16 protein-coding genes are annotated in these 16739 nt (G+C 70.8%); 9 read left to right on the top strand and 7 right to left on the bottom strand.

From position 1 onward, the window contains the following. The first annotated feature begins 23 nt into the window (after positions 1-23). On the top strand, positions 24-464 hold the full coding sequence (locus ACFZBT_RS24050) for a GNAT family N-acetyltransferase (RefSeq protein ID WP_391106742.1): 441 nt from the start codon (positions 24-26) through the stop codon (positions 462-464). 73 nt (positions 465-537) lie between these two features. Next, the gene (locus tag ACFZBT_RS24045) at positions 538-1131 is read left to right on the top strand and encodes a histidine phosphatase family protein (protein WP_391106739.1); all 594 of its coding nucleotides are present in this window, start codon (positions 538-540) and stop codon (positions 1129-1131) included. A gap of 82 nt (positions 1132-1213) precedes the next feature. Here the strand turns inward: ACFZBT_RS24045 and ACFZBT_RS24040 are convergent, their stop codons facing one another. Beyond that, positions 1214-1654: a DUF6314 family protein gene (locus tag ACFZBT_RS24040; protein ID WP_391107047.1), complete on the bottom strand. Its 441-nt coding sequence runs from the start codon at positions 1652-1654 to the stop codon at positions 1214-1216. Between the two features lie 137 nt (positions 1655-1791). On the opposite strand from ACFZBT_RS24040, the gene ACFZBT_RS24035 reads away from it, so the two are divergent. From ACFZBT_RS24035 to ACFZBT_RS24010, 6 genes are all read left to right on the top strand, one after another. Continuing rightward, positions 1792-4275 carry an alpha-L-arabinofuranosidase C-terminal domain-containing protein gene (locus ACFZBT_RS24035; RefSeq protein ID WP_391106736.1) on the top strand — a complete coding sequence of 828 codons (2484 nt, stop codon included), beginning with the start codon at positions 1792-1794 and terminating at the stop codon, positions 4273-4275. Between the two features lie 311 nt (positions 4276-4586). Next, complete coding sequence (gene argC, locus ACFZBT_RS24030) at positions 4587-5615, top strand: N-acetyl-gamma-glutamyl-phosphate reductase (protein WP_391106734.1); 1029 nt, start codon at positions 4587-4589, stop codon at positions 5613-5615. Beyond that, positions 5612-6763 carry a bifunctional glutamate N-acetyltransferase/amino-acid acetyltransferase ArgJ gene (gene argJ / locus ACFZBT_RS24025; protein WP_391106731.1) on the top strand — a complete coding sequence of 384 codons (1152 nt, stop codon included), beginning with the start codon at positions 5612-5614 and terminating at the stop codon, positions 6761-6763. Before argC ends, argJ begins: the two co-directional genes overlap by 4 nt. Beyond that, positions 6760-7683: an acetylglutamate kinase gene (gene argB / locus ACFZBT_RS24020; RefSeq protein WP_391106728.1), complete on the top strand. Its 924-nt coding sequence runs from the start codon at positions 6760-6762 to the stop codon at positions 7681-7683. The genes argJ and argB overlap by 4 nt, the downstream gene beginning before the upstream one ends. Further along, complete coding sequence (locus ACFZBT_RS24015; RefSeq protein ID WP_391106725.1) at positions 7680-8876, top strand: acetylornithine transaminase; 1197 nt, start codon at positions 7680-7682, stop codon at positions 8874-8876. Before argB ends, ACFZBT_RS24015 begins: the two co-directional genes overlap by 4 nt. 7 nt (positions 8877-8883) lie before the next feature. Continuing rightward, positions 8884-9426 carry an arginine repressor gene (locus ACFZBT_RS24010; protein ID WP_391106721.1) on the top strand — a complete coding sequence of 181 codons (543 nt, stop codon included), beginning with the start codon at positions 8884-8886 and terminating at the stop codon, positions 9424-9426. Between the two features lie 70 nt (positions 9427-9496). On the opposite strand, the gene ACFZBT_RS24005 is transcribed toward ACFZBT_RS24010, so the two are convergent. The 6 genes from ACFZBT_RS24005 to ACFZBT_RS23980 form a co-directional block, all read right to left on the bottom strand. Continuing rightward, positions 9497-10300 (bottom strand): FAD:protein FMN transferase, encoded by an 804-nt coding sequence (locus tag ACFZBT_RS24005; protein WP_391106719.1) that lies wholly within the window; start codon positions 10298-10300, stop codon positions 9497-9499. Continuing rightward, positions 10293-11372: an FMN-binding protein gene (locus ACFZBT_RS24000; protein WP_391106716.1), complete on the bottom strand. Its 1080-nt coding sequence runs from the start codon at positions 11370-11372 to the stop codon at positions 10293-10295. The genes ACFZBT_RS24005 and ACFZBT_RS24000 overlap by 8 nt, the downstream gene beginning before the upstream one ends. Positions 11373-11412: 40 nt before the next feature. Further along, a complete protein-coding gene (locus ACFZBT_RS23995) occupies positions 11413-12795 on the bottom strand; it encodes a ferric reductase-like transmembrane domain-containing protein (RefSeq protein ID WP_391106713.1) in 1383 nt (460 codons plus the stop codon). A 136-nt stretch (positions 12796-12931) separates the two neighbouring features. Further along, on the bottom strand, positions 12932-13630 hold the full coding sequence (locus ACFZBT_RS23990) for a L,D-transpeptidase family protein (protein WP_391106710.1): 699 nt from the start codon (positions 13628-13630) through the stop codon (positions 12932-12934). Positions 13631-13633: 3 nt separating this feature from the next. After that, positions 13634-14221 carry a pyridoxamine 5'-phosphate oxidase family protein gene (locus tag ACFZBT_RS23985; protein ID WP_391106708.1) on the bottom strand — a complete coding sequence of 196 codons (588 nt, stop codon included), beginning with the start codon at positions 14219-14221 and terminating at the stop codon, positions 13634-13636. A 162-nt stretch (positions 14222-14383) separates the two neighbouring features. Next, complete coding sequence (locus ACFZBT_RS23980; RefSeq protein WP_391106705.1) at positions 14384-15283, bottom strand: hypothetical protein; 900 nt, start codon at positions 15281-15283, stop codon at positions 14384-14386. 240 nt (positions 15284-15523) lie between these two features. On the opposite strand from ACFZBT_RS23980, the gene ACFZBT_RS23975 reads away from it, so the two are divergent. Continuing rightward, on the top strand, positions 15524-16717 hold the full coding sequence (locus ACFZBT_RS23975; protein WP_391106702.1) for an argininosuccinate synthase: 1194 nt from the start codon (positions 15524-15526) through the stop codon (positions 16715-16717). Positions 16718-16739: the final 22 nt, after the last annotated feature.

Here is a 16739-nt window from a genome sequence, read left to right as displayed (position 1 = left end):
CGGTGGCCTGCGAGCATCGCGCCATGACCGACACGCCGAGCCTGCCCGAGGGCTACGAGATCTCCACCGACCCCGCCCGCCTCGACGCCGAGCGCGTCCACCGCTGGCTGTCCACCGACGCGTACTGGGCGCTGGGCCGGACCCGCGAGAAGCAGGACCGGGCGATCGAGGGCTCGCTCAACTTCGGGGTGTACGAGACGGTCTCGGGGGCGCAGGTGGCGTACGCCCGGATCATCACGGACCGGGCGACCTTCGCGTGGCTGTGCGATGTGTACGTCGACCCCTCGGTGCGCGGCAAGGGCGTCGGCACCGCGTTCCTGGCGGCCGTACGGGACGAGGTGCGGCGGTTCGGGGTGCGCCGGGTCCTGCTCGCCACGCACGACGCGCACGGCGTCTACGAGAAGCTCGGGTTCGCGGAGTTGGAGCACCCCGGGCACTGGATGGCGCTCATCTTCGGCCAGTGAGGGCTGGGGCACCCTGGGTAACTCCGAAGTAACACCTCTTGACCTGCGCACTTGCGGCACCCACGATCGCCGCATGCCACTTCGGGTCACGTTCGTCGCCGCAGCGCGCAGCTCCTCGCTGCTCGCCGAGAGATTCGAGGACGACCGGCCGCTGGACCAGGCCGGCTGGGGTGAGGTGGAGCATGCCGCCCAGGGGCTGCTGCCGCTCGCCGCGGCCGAGCTGCGCTACTGCTCGCCGACCCCGCGCAGCCGTGCGACGGGGGAGGGGCTCGGGTACGCGCCGCTGGTGCAGCTCGCCCTGCGGGACTGCGACATGGGCCGCTGGCGCGGGCTGACCCTGGGCGAGGCGATGGCCCGGGAGCCGCAGGCCGTGGACGCCTGGCTCGCCGACCCGCGTGCCGTACCGCACGGCGGTGAGTCGCTGATGGACTTCATCACCCGGGTCGGCGGCTGGCTCGACACCCGGCCCGTCGACGACGGCTGCCGTGTCGTGGCGGTGGCCGAGCCGTCCGTGATCCGTGCCGCCCTGGTCTATGCCCTGAAGGCGCCGCCCTCGACGTACTGGAACATCGACGTCCGCCCGCTGTCGACGACCTCCGTGACAGGCCGGGGCGGGCGCTGGAACCTTCGCTTCGACGGGGCTTCCGCTCAGCCTTCGCGTGCGTAAGCGGGGGCGTCCGCTTCAGGCTTCGCGGGCATAGCGGGGGAGTCCGCTTCAGGCTTCGCGGGCATAGCGGGGGAGTCCGCTTTCAGTCTTCGCGGGCGTAGTCGGTGCGCAGCACCAGGTCCTTCGCCAGGCCGCGCACGCGCCACACCGTCCGCCAGTGGTCCGCGTCCCGGACCGTGAACTCGCCGCGGTAGAGGTCCGCCGAGCAGGGGTGGTCGGCGACGTGCCGCCCGGACGTCAGATCCAGGTCGTGGAACGGGCGGCCGTCCGCGAAACGCACCTCCGCGGTGCCGTCCGGGCCGGGCAGGAACCGCAGCGTCCGCTCGGCGGGCCGGGCGACGCCCTGCCAGACGAAGGTGCCGCACTCGTGGTGCAGCAGACCGCCGGCCTCGTCCGTACGGAACTCGGTGGTTCCGGTGAACTCCCCTTCCGCACCGCTCGCGAGATCCCGCACGGACCGCGTCACGCCCCAGCGTCCGGCCAGGTACGCCAGCACGTCCGGCACTGGCCAGAACTCGCCCATCCCGTCCCGCTCTCCGTCCCACCCGTTGCTGCGCGACCCATTGACGCGCATCAGCCCCCTCCCTATCTTGCCGTTCGAAGTGCTGATCAATGTCTGATATTTCGAACACTCCTCTACCAGAGAGCCGCGGAGTATCCATGCCACGCACCGCCCGCACCCGATGGAGAGTGGGTCTCGCGACCACCGCCCTCCTGACGGCAGCAGCCCTCGTACCGGCCCCCGCGCACGCCGAGGACGTCACCGACTACGCGATCACCGTCGACCCGTCCGCCCAGGGCGCGGCGATCGACGACACGATGTACGGCGTCTTCTTCGAGGACATCAACCGGGCCGCCGACGGCGGTCTGTACGCCGAGCTCGTGCAGAACCGGTCCTTCGAGTACTCCACCGCCGACAACGGCTCCTACACGCCCCTGACCTCCTGGGCGGCCGGCGGCACGGCCGAGGTCGTGAACGACTCGGGCCGCCTCAACGCGCGCAACCGCAACTACCTCTCCCTGGGCGCCGGTTCGTCCGTCACGAACTCCGGCTACAACACCGGAATCCGGGTCGACAAGGGCAAGCGGTACGACTTCTCGGTGTGGGCCCGCGCCGAGAGCGGCAGCACGCTCACGGTCTCGCTCAAGGACACCGCGGGCACGCTGGCCACGGCACGCCAGGTCGCCGTGAAGGGCGGCTGGGCCAAGTACAAGGCCACGTTCACCGCGACCCGCACCAGCAACCGCGGCCGCCTCGCCGTGGCCTCGGTCAACGTCGCGGCGCTCGACGAGGTGTCGCTGTTCCCGCGCGACACGTACAAGAACCAGCCGAACGGCCTGCGCAAGGACCTCGCCGAGAAGATCGCCGCCCTCAAGCCGGGCTTCGTGCGCTTCCCCGGCGGCTGCCTGGTCAACACCGGCTCCATGGAGGACTACAGCGAGGCGTCCAACTGGCAGCGCAAGCGCAGCTACCAGTGGAAGGACACCATCGGCCCGGTCGAGGAGCGCGCCACCAACTCCAACTTCTGGGGCTACAACCAGAGCTACGGCCTCGGCTACTACGAGTACTTCCGCCTCTCCGAGGACATCGGCGCCATGCCGCTGCCCGTCGTCCCCGCGTTGGTCACGGGCTGCGGCCAGAACAAGGCGACCGACAACGAGGCCCTGCTCAAGCGGCACATCCAGGACACCCTCGACCTCATCGAGTTCGCCAACGGCCCGGCGACCTCCACCTGGGGCAAGGTGCGCGCGAAGATGGGCCACCCCAAGCCGTTCCACCTCACCCACATCGGGGTCGGCAACGAGGAGAACCTCCCCAAGGAGTTCTTCGCCCGCTTCGAGCGGTTCCGGGCCGCCATCAAGGCGAAGTACCCGGACATCACCGTCATCTCCAACTCCGGCCCGGACGACGCCGGCACGACCTTCGACACCGCCTGGCAGCTCAACCGCGAGGGCAAGGTCGACATGGTCGACGAGCACTACTACAACAGCCCGAACTGGTTCCTGCAGAACAACGACCGCTACGACTCCTACGACCGCAAGGGTCCCAAGGTCTTCCTCGGCGAGTACGCCTCCCAGGGCAACGCCTGGAAGAACGGCCTCTCCGAAGCCGCCTTCATGACCGGCCTGGAGCGCAACGCGGACATCGTCAAACTCGCCTCGTACGCCCCGCTGCTCGCCAACGAGGACTACGTCCAGTGGCGGCCCGACATGATCTGGTTCAACAACCGGGCCTCCTGGAACTCGGCCAACTACGAGGTCCAGAAGCTGTTCATGACCAACGTCGGCGACCGTGTGGTCCCCTCGAAGGCCACCACCACACCGGACGTCAGCGGCCCCATCACCGGCGCCGTCGGCCTGTCCACGTGGGCCACCAGCGCCGCGTACGACGACGTGAAGGTCACCTCGGCGGACGGCTCGACCCTGCTGAGCGACGACTTCTCGGGTGACGCCTCGAAGTGGACGGGCAGCGGCCGCGGCAGCTGGAGCATCCAGGACGGGCAGTACGTCCAGACGGACGCCGCGACCGAGAACACCATGGTCACGGCGGGCGACCCGGCCTGGAAGGACTACGACCTCCATGTGAAGGCCACCAAGAAGTCCGGCAAGGAGGGCTTCCTGGTCGCCTTCGGCGTCAAGGACACCGGCAACTACTACTGGTGGAACCTGGGCGGCTGGAACAACACCCAGGGCGCGATCGAGCAGGCCGTGGACGGCGGCAAGGGCACGCTGATGACGAAGCCGGGCTCGATCGAGACCGGCCGCGCCTACGACATCGACATCAAGGTCCGAGGCCGCCAGGTCACGCTGCTCCTCGACGGCAAGGAGTGGGGCAGCTTCACCGACGACAAGCCGGCCGAGCCGTTCCGCCAGGTCGTCACCAAGGACGCGAAGAGCGGTGACCTGATCGTCAAGGTCGTCAACGCCCAGTCCGCCGAGGCCCGCACGGCCGTCGACCTCGGTAGCGCCAGGGTCGCCTCCACGGCCCGCGTGACCACGCTGGCCGCCGACCAGGACGCCGTGAACACCGAGACGGACACACCGGTGACGCCGGTGACGTCCACCGTCCGGGGCGTGGCCGCGAAGTTCACCTACACCTTCCCGGCGAACTCCGTGACCTTCCTGCGGATCAAGCAGAGGTAGGGGCCGGGCGAGTGGGCCGTCGTCCGCGGGGCGGCGGCCCACTCCCGGTCGTGAGCGGCCGGCGGTCCAGTCCCGGACCGTCGGCAGCACCTTCCCGGCGACCCGGAGCAGCACCGCGTGCGTGCCGCCTTCTTCGGTCATGTCCCCCACCCGCCAAGATCCCCTGATAAGGGCCGGAGGACCTTAACCTGTGGTCATGGTCCCGACAAAGCAGGTTTCCGGGGCCGCCGGACAGGGCTCGCGGACCATGACCCGGGATTGCATAAACGTGCAGAGAAACGTATAGTCATGCCCTCTAAGGAGGAGGATCCATGGCGGTACGTGCGGCAGTGGCCGGAGCGAGTGGATACGCGGGCGGGGAACTGCTGCGTCTGCTGCTGGCCCACCCCGAGGTGGAGATCGGCGCCCTCACCGGCAACTCCAACGCGGGGCAGAAACTCGGTGCGCTCCAGCCGCACCTGCTTCCCCTGGCCGGGCGAGTGCTCCAGGAGACCACCTCCGAGGTCCTCGCCGGTCACGACATCGTCTTCCTCGCGCTGCCGCACGGGCAGTCCGCCGCCGTCGCCGAGCGGCTCGGCCCGGACGTGCTGGTGGTCGACATGGGCGCGGACTTCCGGCTGACGGACGCCGCCGCCTGGGAGAAGTTCTACGGCTCGCCGCACGCCGGAACCTGGCCCTACGGCCTTCCCGAACTGCCGGGTGCCCGCGCTCGGCTTACGGGGTCCAAGCGCATCGCGGTGCCCGGCTGCTACCCGACCGCCGTCTCCCTGGCCCTCTTCCCGGCGTACGCCGCCGGACTCGCCGGGAACGAGGCCGTGATCGTCGCCGCCTCCGGAACCTCCGGCGCGGGCAAGGCGCCCAAGCCCCACCTGCTGGGCAGCGAGGTCATGGGGTCGATGACCCCGTACGGCGTCGGCGGCGGGCACCGGCACACGCCCGAGATCACCCAGAACCTCAGCGCGGCCGCCGGCGAGCCGGTCACCGTGTCGTTCACGCCGACCCTGGCCCCGATGCCGCGCGGCATCCTCGCCACGTGCAGCGCCGCCGCGAAGGAGGGCGTCACGGCCGAGTCCGTGCGCACCGCCTACGAGAAGGCCTACGCCGACGAGCCCTTCGTGCACCTGCTCCCCGAGGGCCAGTGGCCCGCCACGGCGTCCGTCTACGGTTCGAACGCCGTTCAGGTGCAGGTCGCGTACGACGCGGCAGCCGGACGGATCATCGTGATCAGCGCCATCGACAACCTCACCAAGGGCACCGCGGGCGGTGCCGTCCAGAGCATGAACATCGCCCTCGGTCTCGACGAGACCACGGGACTGACGACGATCGGAGTCGCGCCGTGAGTGTGACGGCAGCACAGGGATTCACGGCGGCCGGGATCGCCGCCGGGATCAAGGAGAACGGCAACCCCGACCTGGCCCTCGTGGTAAACACCGGTCCCCGCCGCGCCGCCGCCGGCGTCTTCACCGCCAACCGTGTGAAGGCCGCGCCGGTCCTGTGGTCCGAGCAGGTGCTGAAGGGCGGCCAGGTCTCCGCCGTCGTCCTCAACTCCGGTGGCGCCAACGCCTGTACGGGTCCCAAGGGCTTCCAGGACGCGCACGCCACCGCCGAGAAGGTGGCCGAGGTGCTCGGCCGGGGCGCCATCGAGGTCGCCGTCTGCTCGACCGGCCTCATCGGCCTCCTCCTGCCGATGGACAAGCTGCTCCCGGGCGTCGAGACCGCCGCCGCGCAGCTCTCCGAGCACGGCGGTGAGAAGGCCGCGATCGCCATCAAGACCACCGACACCGTCCACAAGACGTCCGTCGTGACCAAGGACGGCTGGACCGTCGGCGGCATGGCCAAGGGCGCGGGCATGCTCGCCCCCGGCCTCGCCACCATGCTCGTCGTCCTCACCACCGACGCGGACCTGGACGACGAGGTCCTCGACAAGGCCCTGCGGGCGGCCACCCGGACGACCTTCGACCGGGTCGACTCCGACGGCTGCATGTCCACCAACGACACCGTGCTGCTGCTCGCCTCCGGCGCCGCCGAGGTCACCCCCGGGTACGAGGAGTTCGCCGAGGCCGTACGGCAGGTCTGCGACGACCTCGGCCAGCAGCTCATCCGGGACGCCGAGGGCGCCAGCAAGGACATCAAGGTCGAGGTGATCAACGCCGCGACCGAGGACGACGCCGTCGAGGTGGGCCGCTCCATCGCTCGCAACAACCTCCTCAAGTGCGCCATCCACGGCGAGGACCCCAACTGGGGCCGCGTGCTCTCCGCGATCGGCACGACCTCCGCCGCCTTCGAGCCGGACCAGCTCAACGTGGCCATCAACGGCGTCTGGGTCTGCAAGAACGGCGGCGTCGGCGAGGACCGCGACAAGGTCGACATGCGCTACCGCGAGGTGCACATCGTCGCCGACCTGGCCGCCGGGTCCGAGACCGCGACCATCTGGACCAACGACCTCACCGCCGACTACGTCCACGAGAACAGCGCCTACTCGTCATGAGCATCACGCGTAAGCACACCGCCCTGCCCAAGGCGCAGATCCTCATCGAGGCCCTGCCCTGGCTGGTCCGGCACAACGGCAAGACGGTCGTCATCAAGTTCGGCGGCAACGCCATGATCGACGAGGACCTGAAGGCCGCCTTCGCCCAGGACGTGGTGTTCCTGCACCACGCCGGCCTCAAGCCCGTCGTCGTGCACGGCGGCGGCCCGCAGATCAGCGCCGCCCTCGACCAGCACGGCATCGTCAGCGAGTTCAAAGCGGGCCTCAGGGTGACCACCGAGGACGCCATGGACGTCGTCCGCATGGTGCTGGCCGGTCAGGTCCAGCGCGAGCTGGTCGGGCTGCTCAACCAGCACGGCCCGCTGGCCGTCGGCCTCACCGGCGAGGACGCCCACACCATCTCCGCCACCAAACACCAGCCCGAGATCGACGGCGAACTCGTCGACATCGGCCGGGTCGGCGAGATCACCGCGATCGACACGGGCGCCATCGAGGCCCTGCTCGCCGACGGCCGCATCCCGGTCGTCTCCTCGATCGCCCGCTCCCAGGACGACGGGCATGTCTACAACGTCAACGCCGATACGGCGGCCGCGGCACTCGCCGCCGCACTGGGCGCCGAAACCCTCATGGTCCTCACCGACGTCGAGGGCCTCTACGAGGACTGGCCGAACAGCGACGAGGTGATCAGCCGCCTCACCGCCTCCGAGCTGGAGCGGCTCCTGCCGGACCTGTCCTCCGGCATGGTGCCGAAGATGGAGGGCTGTCTGCACGCCGTACGGGGCGGCGTGACCACCGCCCGCGTCATCGACGGCCGGGTCCAGCACTCGATCCTGCTGGAGATCTTCACCGACGAGGGCATCGGCACGATGGTCGTGCCCGACGAGAAGCCCGAGGGACCGGGCGAACAGGGGGAGTCATGAGCAATGAGGAACTGACCACGCGGTGGCAGGGCGCCCTCATGAACAACTACGGCACCCCGCAGCTGCCCCTGGCACGCGGTGAGGGCAGCCGCGTGTGGGACGCCGAGGGCAACTCGTACCTCGACTTCGTCGGCGGCATCGCGACCAATGCCCTCGGCCACGCCCACCCGGCGATCGTCGAAGCCGTGACCCGGCAGATCGGCTCCCTCGGCCACATCTCCAACTTCTTCATGGCCGAACCCACCGTGGCTCTCGCCGAGCGGCTGCTCCGGCTCTTCGGCCGGGACGGCAGGGTCTTCTTCTGCAACTCCGGCGCCGAGGCCAACGAGGCCGCCTTCAAGATCGGCCGGCTGACCGGGCGGACCCATGTGGTGGCCACCGAGGGCGCCTTCCACGGGCGGACCATGGGCGCCCTGGCGATGACCGGCCAGCCCGGCAAGCGGGAGCCGTTCCTGCCGCTGCCCGGCGACGTCACCCATGTCCCCTTCGGCGACGCGCAGGCACTGGCCGCCGCGGTGACCGAGGAGACCGCGCTCGTCATCATCGAGCCGATCCAGGGCGAACGGGGCGTCGTCGTCCCGCCCGCCGGCTACCTCAAGGCCGCCCGTGCCATCACCGCCTCGACCGGGTCGCTCCTCGTCCTCGACGAGGTGCAGACCGGCATCGGCCGGACCGGGCACTGGTTCGAGTACCAGGCCCACGAGGGTGTCCTGCCCGACATCGTCACCCTCGCCAAGCAGCTCGGCGGCGGGCTGCCGCTGGGCGCGACCGTCGCCTTCGGGCGGGCCGCGGAGCTGCTCCAGCCCGGGCACCACGGCACGACGTTCGGCGGGAACCCCGTCGCCTGCGCGGCCGGGCTCGCCGTCCTCGACACCATCGAGAACGAGGGGCTGCTGGACAACGTCAAGCGGCAGAGCGCCGCATTGCGGGACGGGATCGAAGGCCTCGGCCACGAGTTGATCGATTTTGTCCGGGGCGCGGGCCTACTCCTGGGTATCGTGCTCACCGAGCCCCTCGCGCCCCAGGTGCGCCAGGCGGCTCAGGAGGCCGGATTCCTGGTGAACGTGCCCGCCCCGGACGTCGTCAGGCTGATGCCGCCGCTGAACCTCGGCGACGACGAGGTGGACGCCTTCCTCGGGGCGCTGCCCGGCATCCTCCAGGCAGTGCGCGGGGACGGACGATCCGGAGAATGAGACGACGATGAGCCAGGCGCAGGAGCACGAGCAGGGGGCGAACGGGCCCGCCGTGCCGCAGACCCGCACCGCCCGCCACCGCCGGATCGTGGACATCCTCAACCGGCAGCCGGTGCGGTCACAGAGCCAGCTGGCGAAGCTGCTCGCCGACGACGGGCTGAGCGTCACGCAGGCGACGCTCAGCCGGGACCTGGACGAGCTGAACGCGGTGAAGATCCGCAACACCGACGGTGACCTGATCTACGCGGTGCCCAGCGAGGGCGGTTTCCGCACGCCCCGGGCGCCGTTGGGCGGGTCGGCGAAGGAGGAGCGGATGCGGCGGCTGTCGCAGGAACTGCTCATCTCCGCGGAGGCCTCGGCGAATCTCGTGGTGCTGCGGACCCCTCCGGGGGCCGCGCAGTTCCTGGCGTCGGCGATCGACCAGGCGGAACTGCACGACATCCTGGGGACGATCGCCGGTGACGACACGCTGATGCTGATCAGTCGGGAGCCGGACGGGGGTCAGGCGCTGGCGGAGCATTTGCTGCGGCTGGCGCAGAACGGGCACTGAGGGTTGTCGTTCGGGTGCGGGTGAGCTGTGGCTGATCGCGCAGTTCCCCGCGCCCTCAAGAGGGTCAGTCTCACCCCAGCCGCGCCGCCAACCCCCCGGTACAGCGCACCTCGTCACCAGCCGTGATCAGCAGCGCCTCGACATCCGGCAGGGACTCCAGCCAGGCCAGCCCCTCCCGCGACCCCATCGCGAACGCCGCCGTGGCCCAGCAGTCCGACCAGGTCAGCCGGGGTCCGACCACGGTCACGGCGACCAGGTCGGTCACGGCCGAATGCCCCGTACGCGGGTCGAGAATATGAGCGCCCCGCTCCGCCGTTCCGGAAGTCGCCACGGACAACTCCTCCACCCCGGCCGCCGAGATGACGGCCGCGAGACCCCCCGGCCGCAACGGGTCCGACACCCCCACCCGCCACGGCCGCTGGGTCCCCGGCGCCCCGAGCAGCTGCACATCGCCGCCGCCGTTGACGCTCACCCCGCACACGCCCGGCACCGCCGACAACCGCCGGGCGGCCCGCTCGACCGCCCAGCCCTTGACGATGCCGGTCGGGTCGAGGCGGCCCTGGTACGACGTGCTGAACCAGCCGTCGCTGAGCCGCTCCGCCTCGGCGGCCAGCTCCAGGACCTCGGCGACCTCGGGATCGCACTCCGCGACGGTCAGTTCACCGCGTTGCAGCCGGGCGATCTGGCTGTCCTCGCGGTAGGTGCTGAACACCTCGTCGACGCGGTGCAGTCCGGCGACGGCCTCGTCCAGGGCCGCGCGTACGGCGGCCGGTTCCCCGCCGCGGACGTCGAGGGAGAAGACGGTCCCCATCGTCTCTTCCACATGACGTGCCGCGGCGGGAGCCTGTGCGGGGTCGGCCACCGTGTCAGCCACCGGCCTGGTCCAGCGCCGACTGGAGGGACTGCTTGTAGCCGGCGCTGGTGTAGGTGGCACCGGAGACGGCGTCGATCTGCGCGTTCCCGGCGGCCACGGCGGCCTGGTTGAGGCGGGGGACGGAGGAGGAGGTGATCTGGTCGCTGCGTCCGCCCTTGGGGGCCTGGACCGCCTCGGCCTTGGTGATCTTCCCGCCCGCGACGGTGATACGGACCTGGACGGGACCGTACTGGGTCTGCGCGGCCGTGCCCGTGACCGTCTTGGCCTGGGCGCCGCCCGCCCCGGCACCCGCGCCGGCACCCTGCCCGGAGTCCTGCGCGGCCCCGCCGCCTCCCCCTGCCGGAGCCTTGTCCAGCGCGGACTGGAGCGACTTCTTGTAGCCGGCGCTGGTGTAGGTGGCACCGGAGACGGCGTCGATCTGCGCGTTCCCGGCCGCGACCGCCGCCTGGTTGAGGCGGGGGACGGAGGAGGAGGTGATCTGGTCGCTGCGTCCGCCCTTGGGGGCCTGGACCGCCTCGGCCTTGGTGATCTTCCCGCCCGCGACGGTGACCCGGACCTGGACCGGGCCGTACTCCGTCTGCACGGCATCGCCGGTGAGGGTCTGGGCGTTGCCCGAGCCCTGTGCGGCGCCGCCCGCGGCCTTGGCCTTGTCCAGGGCCGACTGGAGGGACTTCTTGTAGCCGGCGCTGGTGTAGGTGGCGCCCGAGACGGCGTCGATCTCCGCGCTCTGCGCGGCGACCGCCGCCTGGTTGAGGCGGGGCACCGAGCTGGCGGTGATCTGGTCGCTGCGTCCGCCCTTGGGGGCCTGGACCGCCTCGGCCTGAGTGATCTTTCCGCCGCTCATGGTCAGACGGACCTGGACCGGGCCGTACTCGGTCTGCTGCGCGTCACCGGTGACGGCGCCGTTCACGCCGCCCTGCGGCGCCTGTCCGGCCGCCGCCGGAGGAGCCTGCCCGGCGGCCTGGGCGGAACCCGGGTCGGAGGCCGGCTTCATGGACAGCAGCAGCACGATCCCGGAGACGGTGGCTGCGCCGGCGAGCACGGCACGCCGGACGGGGTGACTCTTCCTCATCGTTTCTCAAGCTCCTGAAGGGCCGTTGATGTCCCGTCGCTCACATCTCGAACGACTCGTGATGGATACGGCGGGCGGGGACTCCCGCGCCGCGCAGTGCCTCGTAGACCGACTGCGCGAAGCCGGGCGGCCCGCACATGAAGACGTCGTGGTTGTCGACGTCGGGGATCTTCCGCTGGAGGGACTCCGCGGAGATGTCGGGGCGTTCGCCGTCGGGGCTGTTGACCGCGTACATCAGCCGCGCGCCGCGCTCGTCGGCGATCTTGGCCAGCTCGCCCCACAGCGCCAGGTCCTGGGTGGTGTTGGCCCGGTAGAGAAGGGTGATGTCGCCGGACGCGCCCGGCAGCGTCTCGAACAGCGCCCGCATCGGGGTGATACCGACACCGCCCGCGACCAGCAGCACCTTTCCGCGGCTGCGGCGCTGCGCGGTCATCGCGCCGTACGGGCCCTCGGCCCACACCTTGGTGCCGGGCTGGAGCTCGCGCAGCCGGGACGTGTGGTCCCCGATCGCCTTGACGGTGATGCGCAGCATGTCCGGGCGGGGCGCCGCCGACAGGGAGTACGGGTGCGAACTGAAGCGCATGCCGGGCGCCTTGAACCGCCAGCGGAAGAAGTGCCCGGCCTCCGCGCCCATCCGGTGCAGCTTGCGTCCGCCGATCAGCACGGACACGATGCCCGGGGTCTCCTCGATGACCGCCTCGACCCGCATGCGGTGCCGCAGGTTCAGACGGATCGGGGTGATGATCCGGTACCAGAGCACCAGCGCGGTCACCACGCCGTAGAGCCCGTACCAGAAGGTCTTCGCGGCCGGCTCGACGGCGAACTCGTTGCCGGTCGTGATCTGGTGCCAGAACGTCATGTACACCGACGCGTAGGTGAGCAGGTGCACGTGGTACCAGGTGTCGTACCCGATCATGCGGCGGACCCCGCCGATCGAGAGGATTCCGATGACGAACAGCAGGCCCGTGCCGATGGCGGCCTTGCCCATGTCCGGCAGCTGGTCGATGGAGTCGGTCGTCTGCTGGACGATGTCGCCGAGCCCCTTGCCCGCCTGCAGGGCGTAGCCCCACATGGTGAGGAAGACATGGGCGAGGACCAGGCAGAGCGTGTAGCGGCCGGTCATGGCGTGCCAGCGCGCGACCCGGTCGGTGCCCACCCGTCGCTCCAGCGCGGGCACCCGGGCCATCTGGAGCACCACCAGCGCCATGAGGTAACCGGCGAGCAGGCCGGTGATCCGGCCCGCGGCCAGGATCTTGCTCGCGTTGTCCGCGAGGGACGGTGTGTTGTCCCACCACAGCCACAGCACGGCCGCCGCTCCCGCCCACAGGGCGATCAGCAGCGGGACGGCCGGGGAGCGGCGCGGGCGGATGCGGCGCATCGTCTGGCGACGGGCGGCACGGCCGCCTGCGAGCGTGGTGGTCACGGTTCCTCCGTGGGGACTTGACCCTTGGCCCACAGATACGTGCCGGGGCGCGGGAGTGTTCAGCCGTGCACCGAGTCATGTGCGGACGGGAGTGACCGGGGGTAACCCGCCTGCGTCCCCGCGCGGCGTTCCCGGCTCAGTAGCGTGTGACGGCGGTGGTCCCGCTCTTCGTCCCGACCGCGATGTGGGGACGCTTCGCCGGGTCGGCCCAGGTCAGGATCCGCCGCATCGCGCCTTTCGGCACGGAGACGCAGCCGGCCGTCGCTCCCCGCCCGTTGACATGCAGGAAGATGCCCGCGCCACGCCCCCGGACGGGACGCTCGTAGTTGAAGTCGATGACGAGCGCGTGCGCGTACTGCGCCCGGTAGGTGATCAGCCGCTCGGACTCGGCGGCCCGGCAGTCAGCCGCGCGGGGCTCGGTCCAGCGGTTGTAGGAGCGGGAGTCGTTGTCCTGGCACCACCAGGAGTCCCGGTGCACCCGGCGGTAGGTGTACGCCGTCCCCCGCGGTGCCGCCTCGATGCCGAAGGCGTACGGCATTCCGTAGAGGCCCGTGGGTGTGGTGTCCGTGCCCTGCCTGCGGGCGAGGCCCTCGACGAGCCCCTTCGCTCCGAAGCGCGCGGGCGCGGAGCCGGCCTTCATCCACCGCCCGTCCCTGCGGTCCCACCAGGTGACCGTGCCCGTGGTGGAGGCCCGCTCCGGGGCCACCGCGGTGATGAGCTGGGTGCCGCCGCCGGTGTCCGCCATCCGGTCCGGCAGGGGCGCCGCCACGCCGGGCTGCCCGGCGCCGAGCACGAGGAGGGAGGAGACGGTGAGGGCGACGGCACCTGGGCGCATGTCTCAGACCGTAGAGGGGGGCAGCGGCAACGGCAGCCCGGGTAGTCCGTCCAGGCTGGTCGCGATGTGCTCCTTCTTGGTGAAGTAGGCGTCGAGCGAGGCGTCGTCCTCACGCGCGAAACGCTTGGCGTGCAGATCCCGCTCCGCCTCGTACTCCATGAAGGGCACCGCGTAGCCGCAGGTGTCACGGACGAGTTCGGCCGTCACGACGATGATCGCGCGCAGGCCGTGCCGGGCCGGGTCGATGTCCGGGAAGCGGGCGAGGAGTTCCGGGAAGCGCGGGTCGTCGCGGAAGACCGGCTCACCCCGCCCGTGCACGCGCACGATGTTCGGCGGGCCCTGGAAGGCGCACCACATCAGGGTGATCCGCCCGTTCTCCCGCAGATGGGCGATGGTCTCGGCGTTGGAGCCCGCGAAGTCGAGGTAGGCGACGGTGTGCTCGTCGAGCACCGCGAAGGAGCCCTTGAGGCCCTTGGGGGAGAGGTTGACCGTGCCGTCGGCGGACAGGGGAGCGGTGGCGGTGAAGAAGACCGGCTGCGCCTCGATGAACGAGCGGAGCCGGCCTTCTATGCACTCATGAGTCTTTCCCATGTCAAACGATTATGGGCGCAGGTCTTTCGACTGTCTAAGGAATTAGGGGCGATCGTCCGGGAGGTCGCGGGATCCGGTCACCTCTGCCGGATCCCGAGTCGGACGCCTGCCCGTGGCCGCCCCGGCCGGCGCTCACTCGGGGCGGCCACGGTGCCTGTCACCTCACTGGTTGAGCTGGCAGGCGGCGAAGGCCTCGAGGCCTTCGGGCTTCTCGGCGGCGCGGCCGATGGCGGTCTCGATGCGGTTGAGGGCGGCGACGCGCTTGTCCTCCAGCGGGCCGAGGATGGCGTTCTGGACGAAGTTGGGTCCGCCCTGGCCGACCGTGTCCACGAGCCGCTTGTTCGCCTCCGCGATCTGGGTGTCCAGCTGCGCCAGGTTGCGGTCGACCTCGGCCTGGGCCGAGGCGGGGATCGCGGGCAGCTCGCCCGTGACGTCCGGGCAGCTGATGGCGCCGGCGTTCCCCGCCTCGCCCGCACCCGCGCCCGCGTCCTCGCCGGCACCCGCACCGGCCTCGGCGCCCGCACCCGCTTCCGCACCGGCACCGGCCTCGGCACCCGCCTCCTCACCGGCGCCCGCCTCGCCTCCAGCCGCCTCGCCCGCCCCGGCGCCGCCGTCGGCGTTGAGCTGGCAGGCGGCGAAGGCCTCGAGGCCTTCGGGCTTCTCGGCGGCGCGGCCGATGGCGGTCTCGATGCGGTTGAGGGCGGCGACGCGCTTGTCCTCCAGCGGGCCGAGGATGGCGTTCTGGACGAAGTTGGGTCCGCCCTGGCCGACCGTGTCCACGAGCCGCTTGTTGGCCTCCTGGATCTGGGTGTTCAGCTGGGCGAGGTTGCTGTCCACCTCCGCCTGCGCCGAAGCGGGCACCGCGGGCAGCTGCCCGGTGACGTCCGGGCACGAGATGGTGCCGGGGCCCGCCAGCGTCCGGGCGTTCGTCCCGCCGCTCGCGGGCGTCTCCTCCCCGGCGAGGGCGAAGCCGGCGATCACCGTGCCGGACAGTGCCACCGCGGCGGCGCCGCCGATGAACGCGACGCGACGCTTGTTGTACTTCGGAAGAGCCCTGGACATGCGGATGCCTCACTAGGGGTCGGGGGACGGGGGGTGTCCTCGGTGTGCTGAAACGCGGCGCCTGCGTTCGGCGAGAGGTACGAGTAAGCGGTTTCCCGCGTTCAAAGGATCTTCAAATTCTTTTCCGCCCGGCCAGAAGTCGCTGCCGGCCTCGGGCCTGGACATGCGCCGGATTGACGAATCATGCAGTGGTCTGCATACTCATGCAGGTCGGTATTCGCAGTATGAGGGGAAGAACCCGTGACCGAGCGCGTCGTACTCGCCTACTCAGGCGGTCTTGACACCTCCGTCGCCATCGGCTGGATCGCCGAGGAGACGGGCGCCGAGGTCATCGCGGTCGCGGTCGACGTCGGCCAGGGCGGCGAGGACCTGGACGTCATCCGCAAGCGCGCGCTCGCCTGCGGTGCCGTCGAGGCCGAGGTGGCGGACGCCAGGGACGAGTTCGCCGAGGAGTACTGCCTCCCGGCGATCAAGGCCAACGCCCTCTACATGGACCGCTACCCGCTGGTCTCCGCGCTCTCCCGCCCGACGATCGTCAAGCACCTGGTCGCCGCCGCCCGGAAGCACGGCGCCACCACCGTCGCCCACGGCTGCACCGGCAAGGGCAACGACCAGGTGCGCTTCGAGGCCGGCATCGTCGCCCTCGCCCCGGACCTGAAGTGCATCGCCCCGGTCCGCGACTACGCCATGACCCGCGACAAGGCCATCGCCTTCTGCGAGGCCAAGGGTCTGCCGATCGCGACCTCCAAGAAGTCGCCGTACTCCATCGACCAGAACGTCTTCGGCCGCGCCATCGAGACCGGCTTCCTCGAGGACATCTGGAACGCGCCGATCGAGGACATCTACGAGTACACCGAGAACCCGGCTCTCACCCGGGAGCCGGACGAGGTGGTCGTCTCCTTCAAGGAGGGCGTCCCGGTCGCGATCGACGGCAGGCCCGTCACCGTCCTCCAGGCGATTCAGCAGCTCAACGAGCGCGCCGGAGCCCAGGGCATCGGCCGGATCGACATGGTCGAGGACCGGCTCGTCGGCATCAAGTCGCGCGAGGTCTACGAGGCTCCGGGCGCGATCGCCCTGATCACCGCCCACCAGGAGCTGGAGAGCGTCACCGTCGAGCGCGAACTCGCCCGCTACAAGCGCGGCGTCGAGCAGCGCTGGAGCGAGCTGGTCTACGACGGCCAGTGGTTCTCCCCGCTCAAGCGCGCCCTGGACGGCTTCGTCGCCGAGGCGAACCAGCACGTCACCGGGGACGTCCGGATGACCCTGCACGGCGGCCGCGCGGTCGTCACCGGCCGGCGCTCGCAGCAGTCGCTGTACGACTTCGACCTCGCGACCTACGACACGGGCGACACCTTCGACCAGTCCGCGGCCAAGGGCTTCATCGACATCTACAGCCTGTCGTCGAAGATCGCGGCGAAGCGCGACCTGGCGTAGGCGTTCACGGGACCTGGTCCGG

It is taken from the genome of Streptomyces sp. NPDC008137 (assembly GCF_042957035.1).
Lineage (GTDB): Bacteria > Actinomycetota > Actinomycetes > Streptomycetales > Streptomycetaceae > Streptomyces.
The sequence above is the reverse complement of the archived record's forward strand: the minus strand, read 5'-3'. Positions and strand labels throughout refer to the sequence as shown.

Bases quoted from the DNA above. Each gene is read 5' to 3' on its own strand.
- ACFZBT_RS24050 (WP_391106742.1), top strand. From the start codon at position 24: ATGACCGACACGCCGAGCCTGCCCGAGGGCTACGAGATCTCCACCGAC.
- ACFZBT_RS24045 (WP_391106739.1), top strand. From the start codon at position 538: ATGCCACTTCGGGTCACGTTCGTCGCCGCAGCGCGCAGCTCCTCGCTG.
- ACFZBT_RS24040 (WP_391107047.1), bottom strand. From the start codon at position 1,654: ATGGGCGAGTTCTGGCCAGTGCCGGACGTGCTGGCGTACCTGGCCGGA.
- ACFZBT_RS24035 (WP_391106736.1), top strand. From the start codon at position 1,792: ATGCCACGCACCGCCCGCACCCGATGGAGAGTGGGTCTCGCGACCACC.
- argC (WP_391106734.1), top strand. From the start codon at position 4,587: ATGGCGGTACGTGCGGCAGTGGCCGGAGCGAGTGGATACGCGGGCGGG.
- argB (WP_391106728.1), top strand. From the start codon at position 6,760: ATGAGCATCACGCGTAAGCACACCGCCCTGCCCAAGGCGCAGATCCTC.
- ACFZBT_RS24015 (WP_391106725.1), top strand. From the start codon at position 7,680: ATGAGCAATGAGGAACTGACCACGCGGTGGCAGGGCGCCCTCATGAAC.
- ACFZBT_RS24010 (WP_391106721.1), top strand. From the start codon at position 8,884: ATGAGCCAGGCGCAGGAGCACGAGCAGGGGGCGAACGGGCCCGCCGTG.
- ACFZBT_RS24000 (WP_391106716.1), bottom strand. From the start codon at position 11,372: ATGAGGAAGAGTCACCCCGTCCGGCGTGCCGTGCTCGCCGGCGCAGCC.
- ACFZBT_RS23990 (WP_391106710.1), bottom strand. From the start codon at position 13,630: ATGCGCCCAGGTGCCGTCGCCCTCACCGTCTCCTCCCTCCTCGTGCTC.
- ACFZBT_RS23985 (WP_391106708.1), bottom strand. From the start codon at position 14,221: ATGGGAAAGACTCATGAGTGCATAGAAGGCCGGCTCCGCTCGTTCATC.
- ACFZBT_RS23980 (WP_391106705.1), bottom strand. From the start codon at position 15,283: ATGTCCAGGGCTCTTCCGAAGTACAACAAGCGTCGCGTCGCGTTCATC.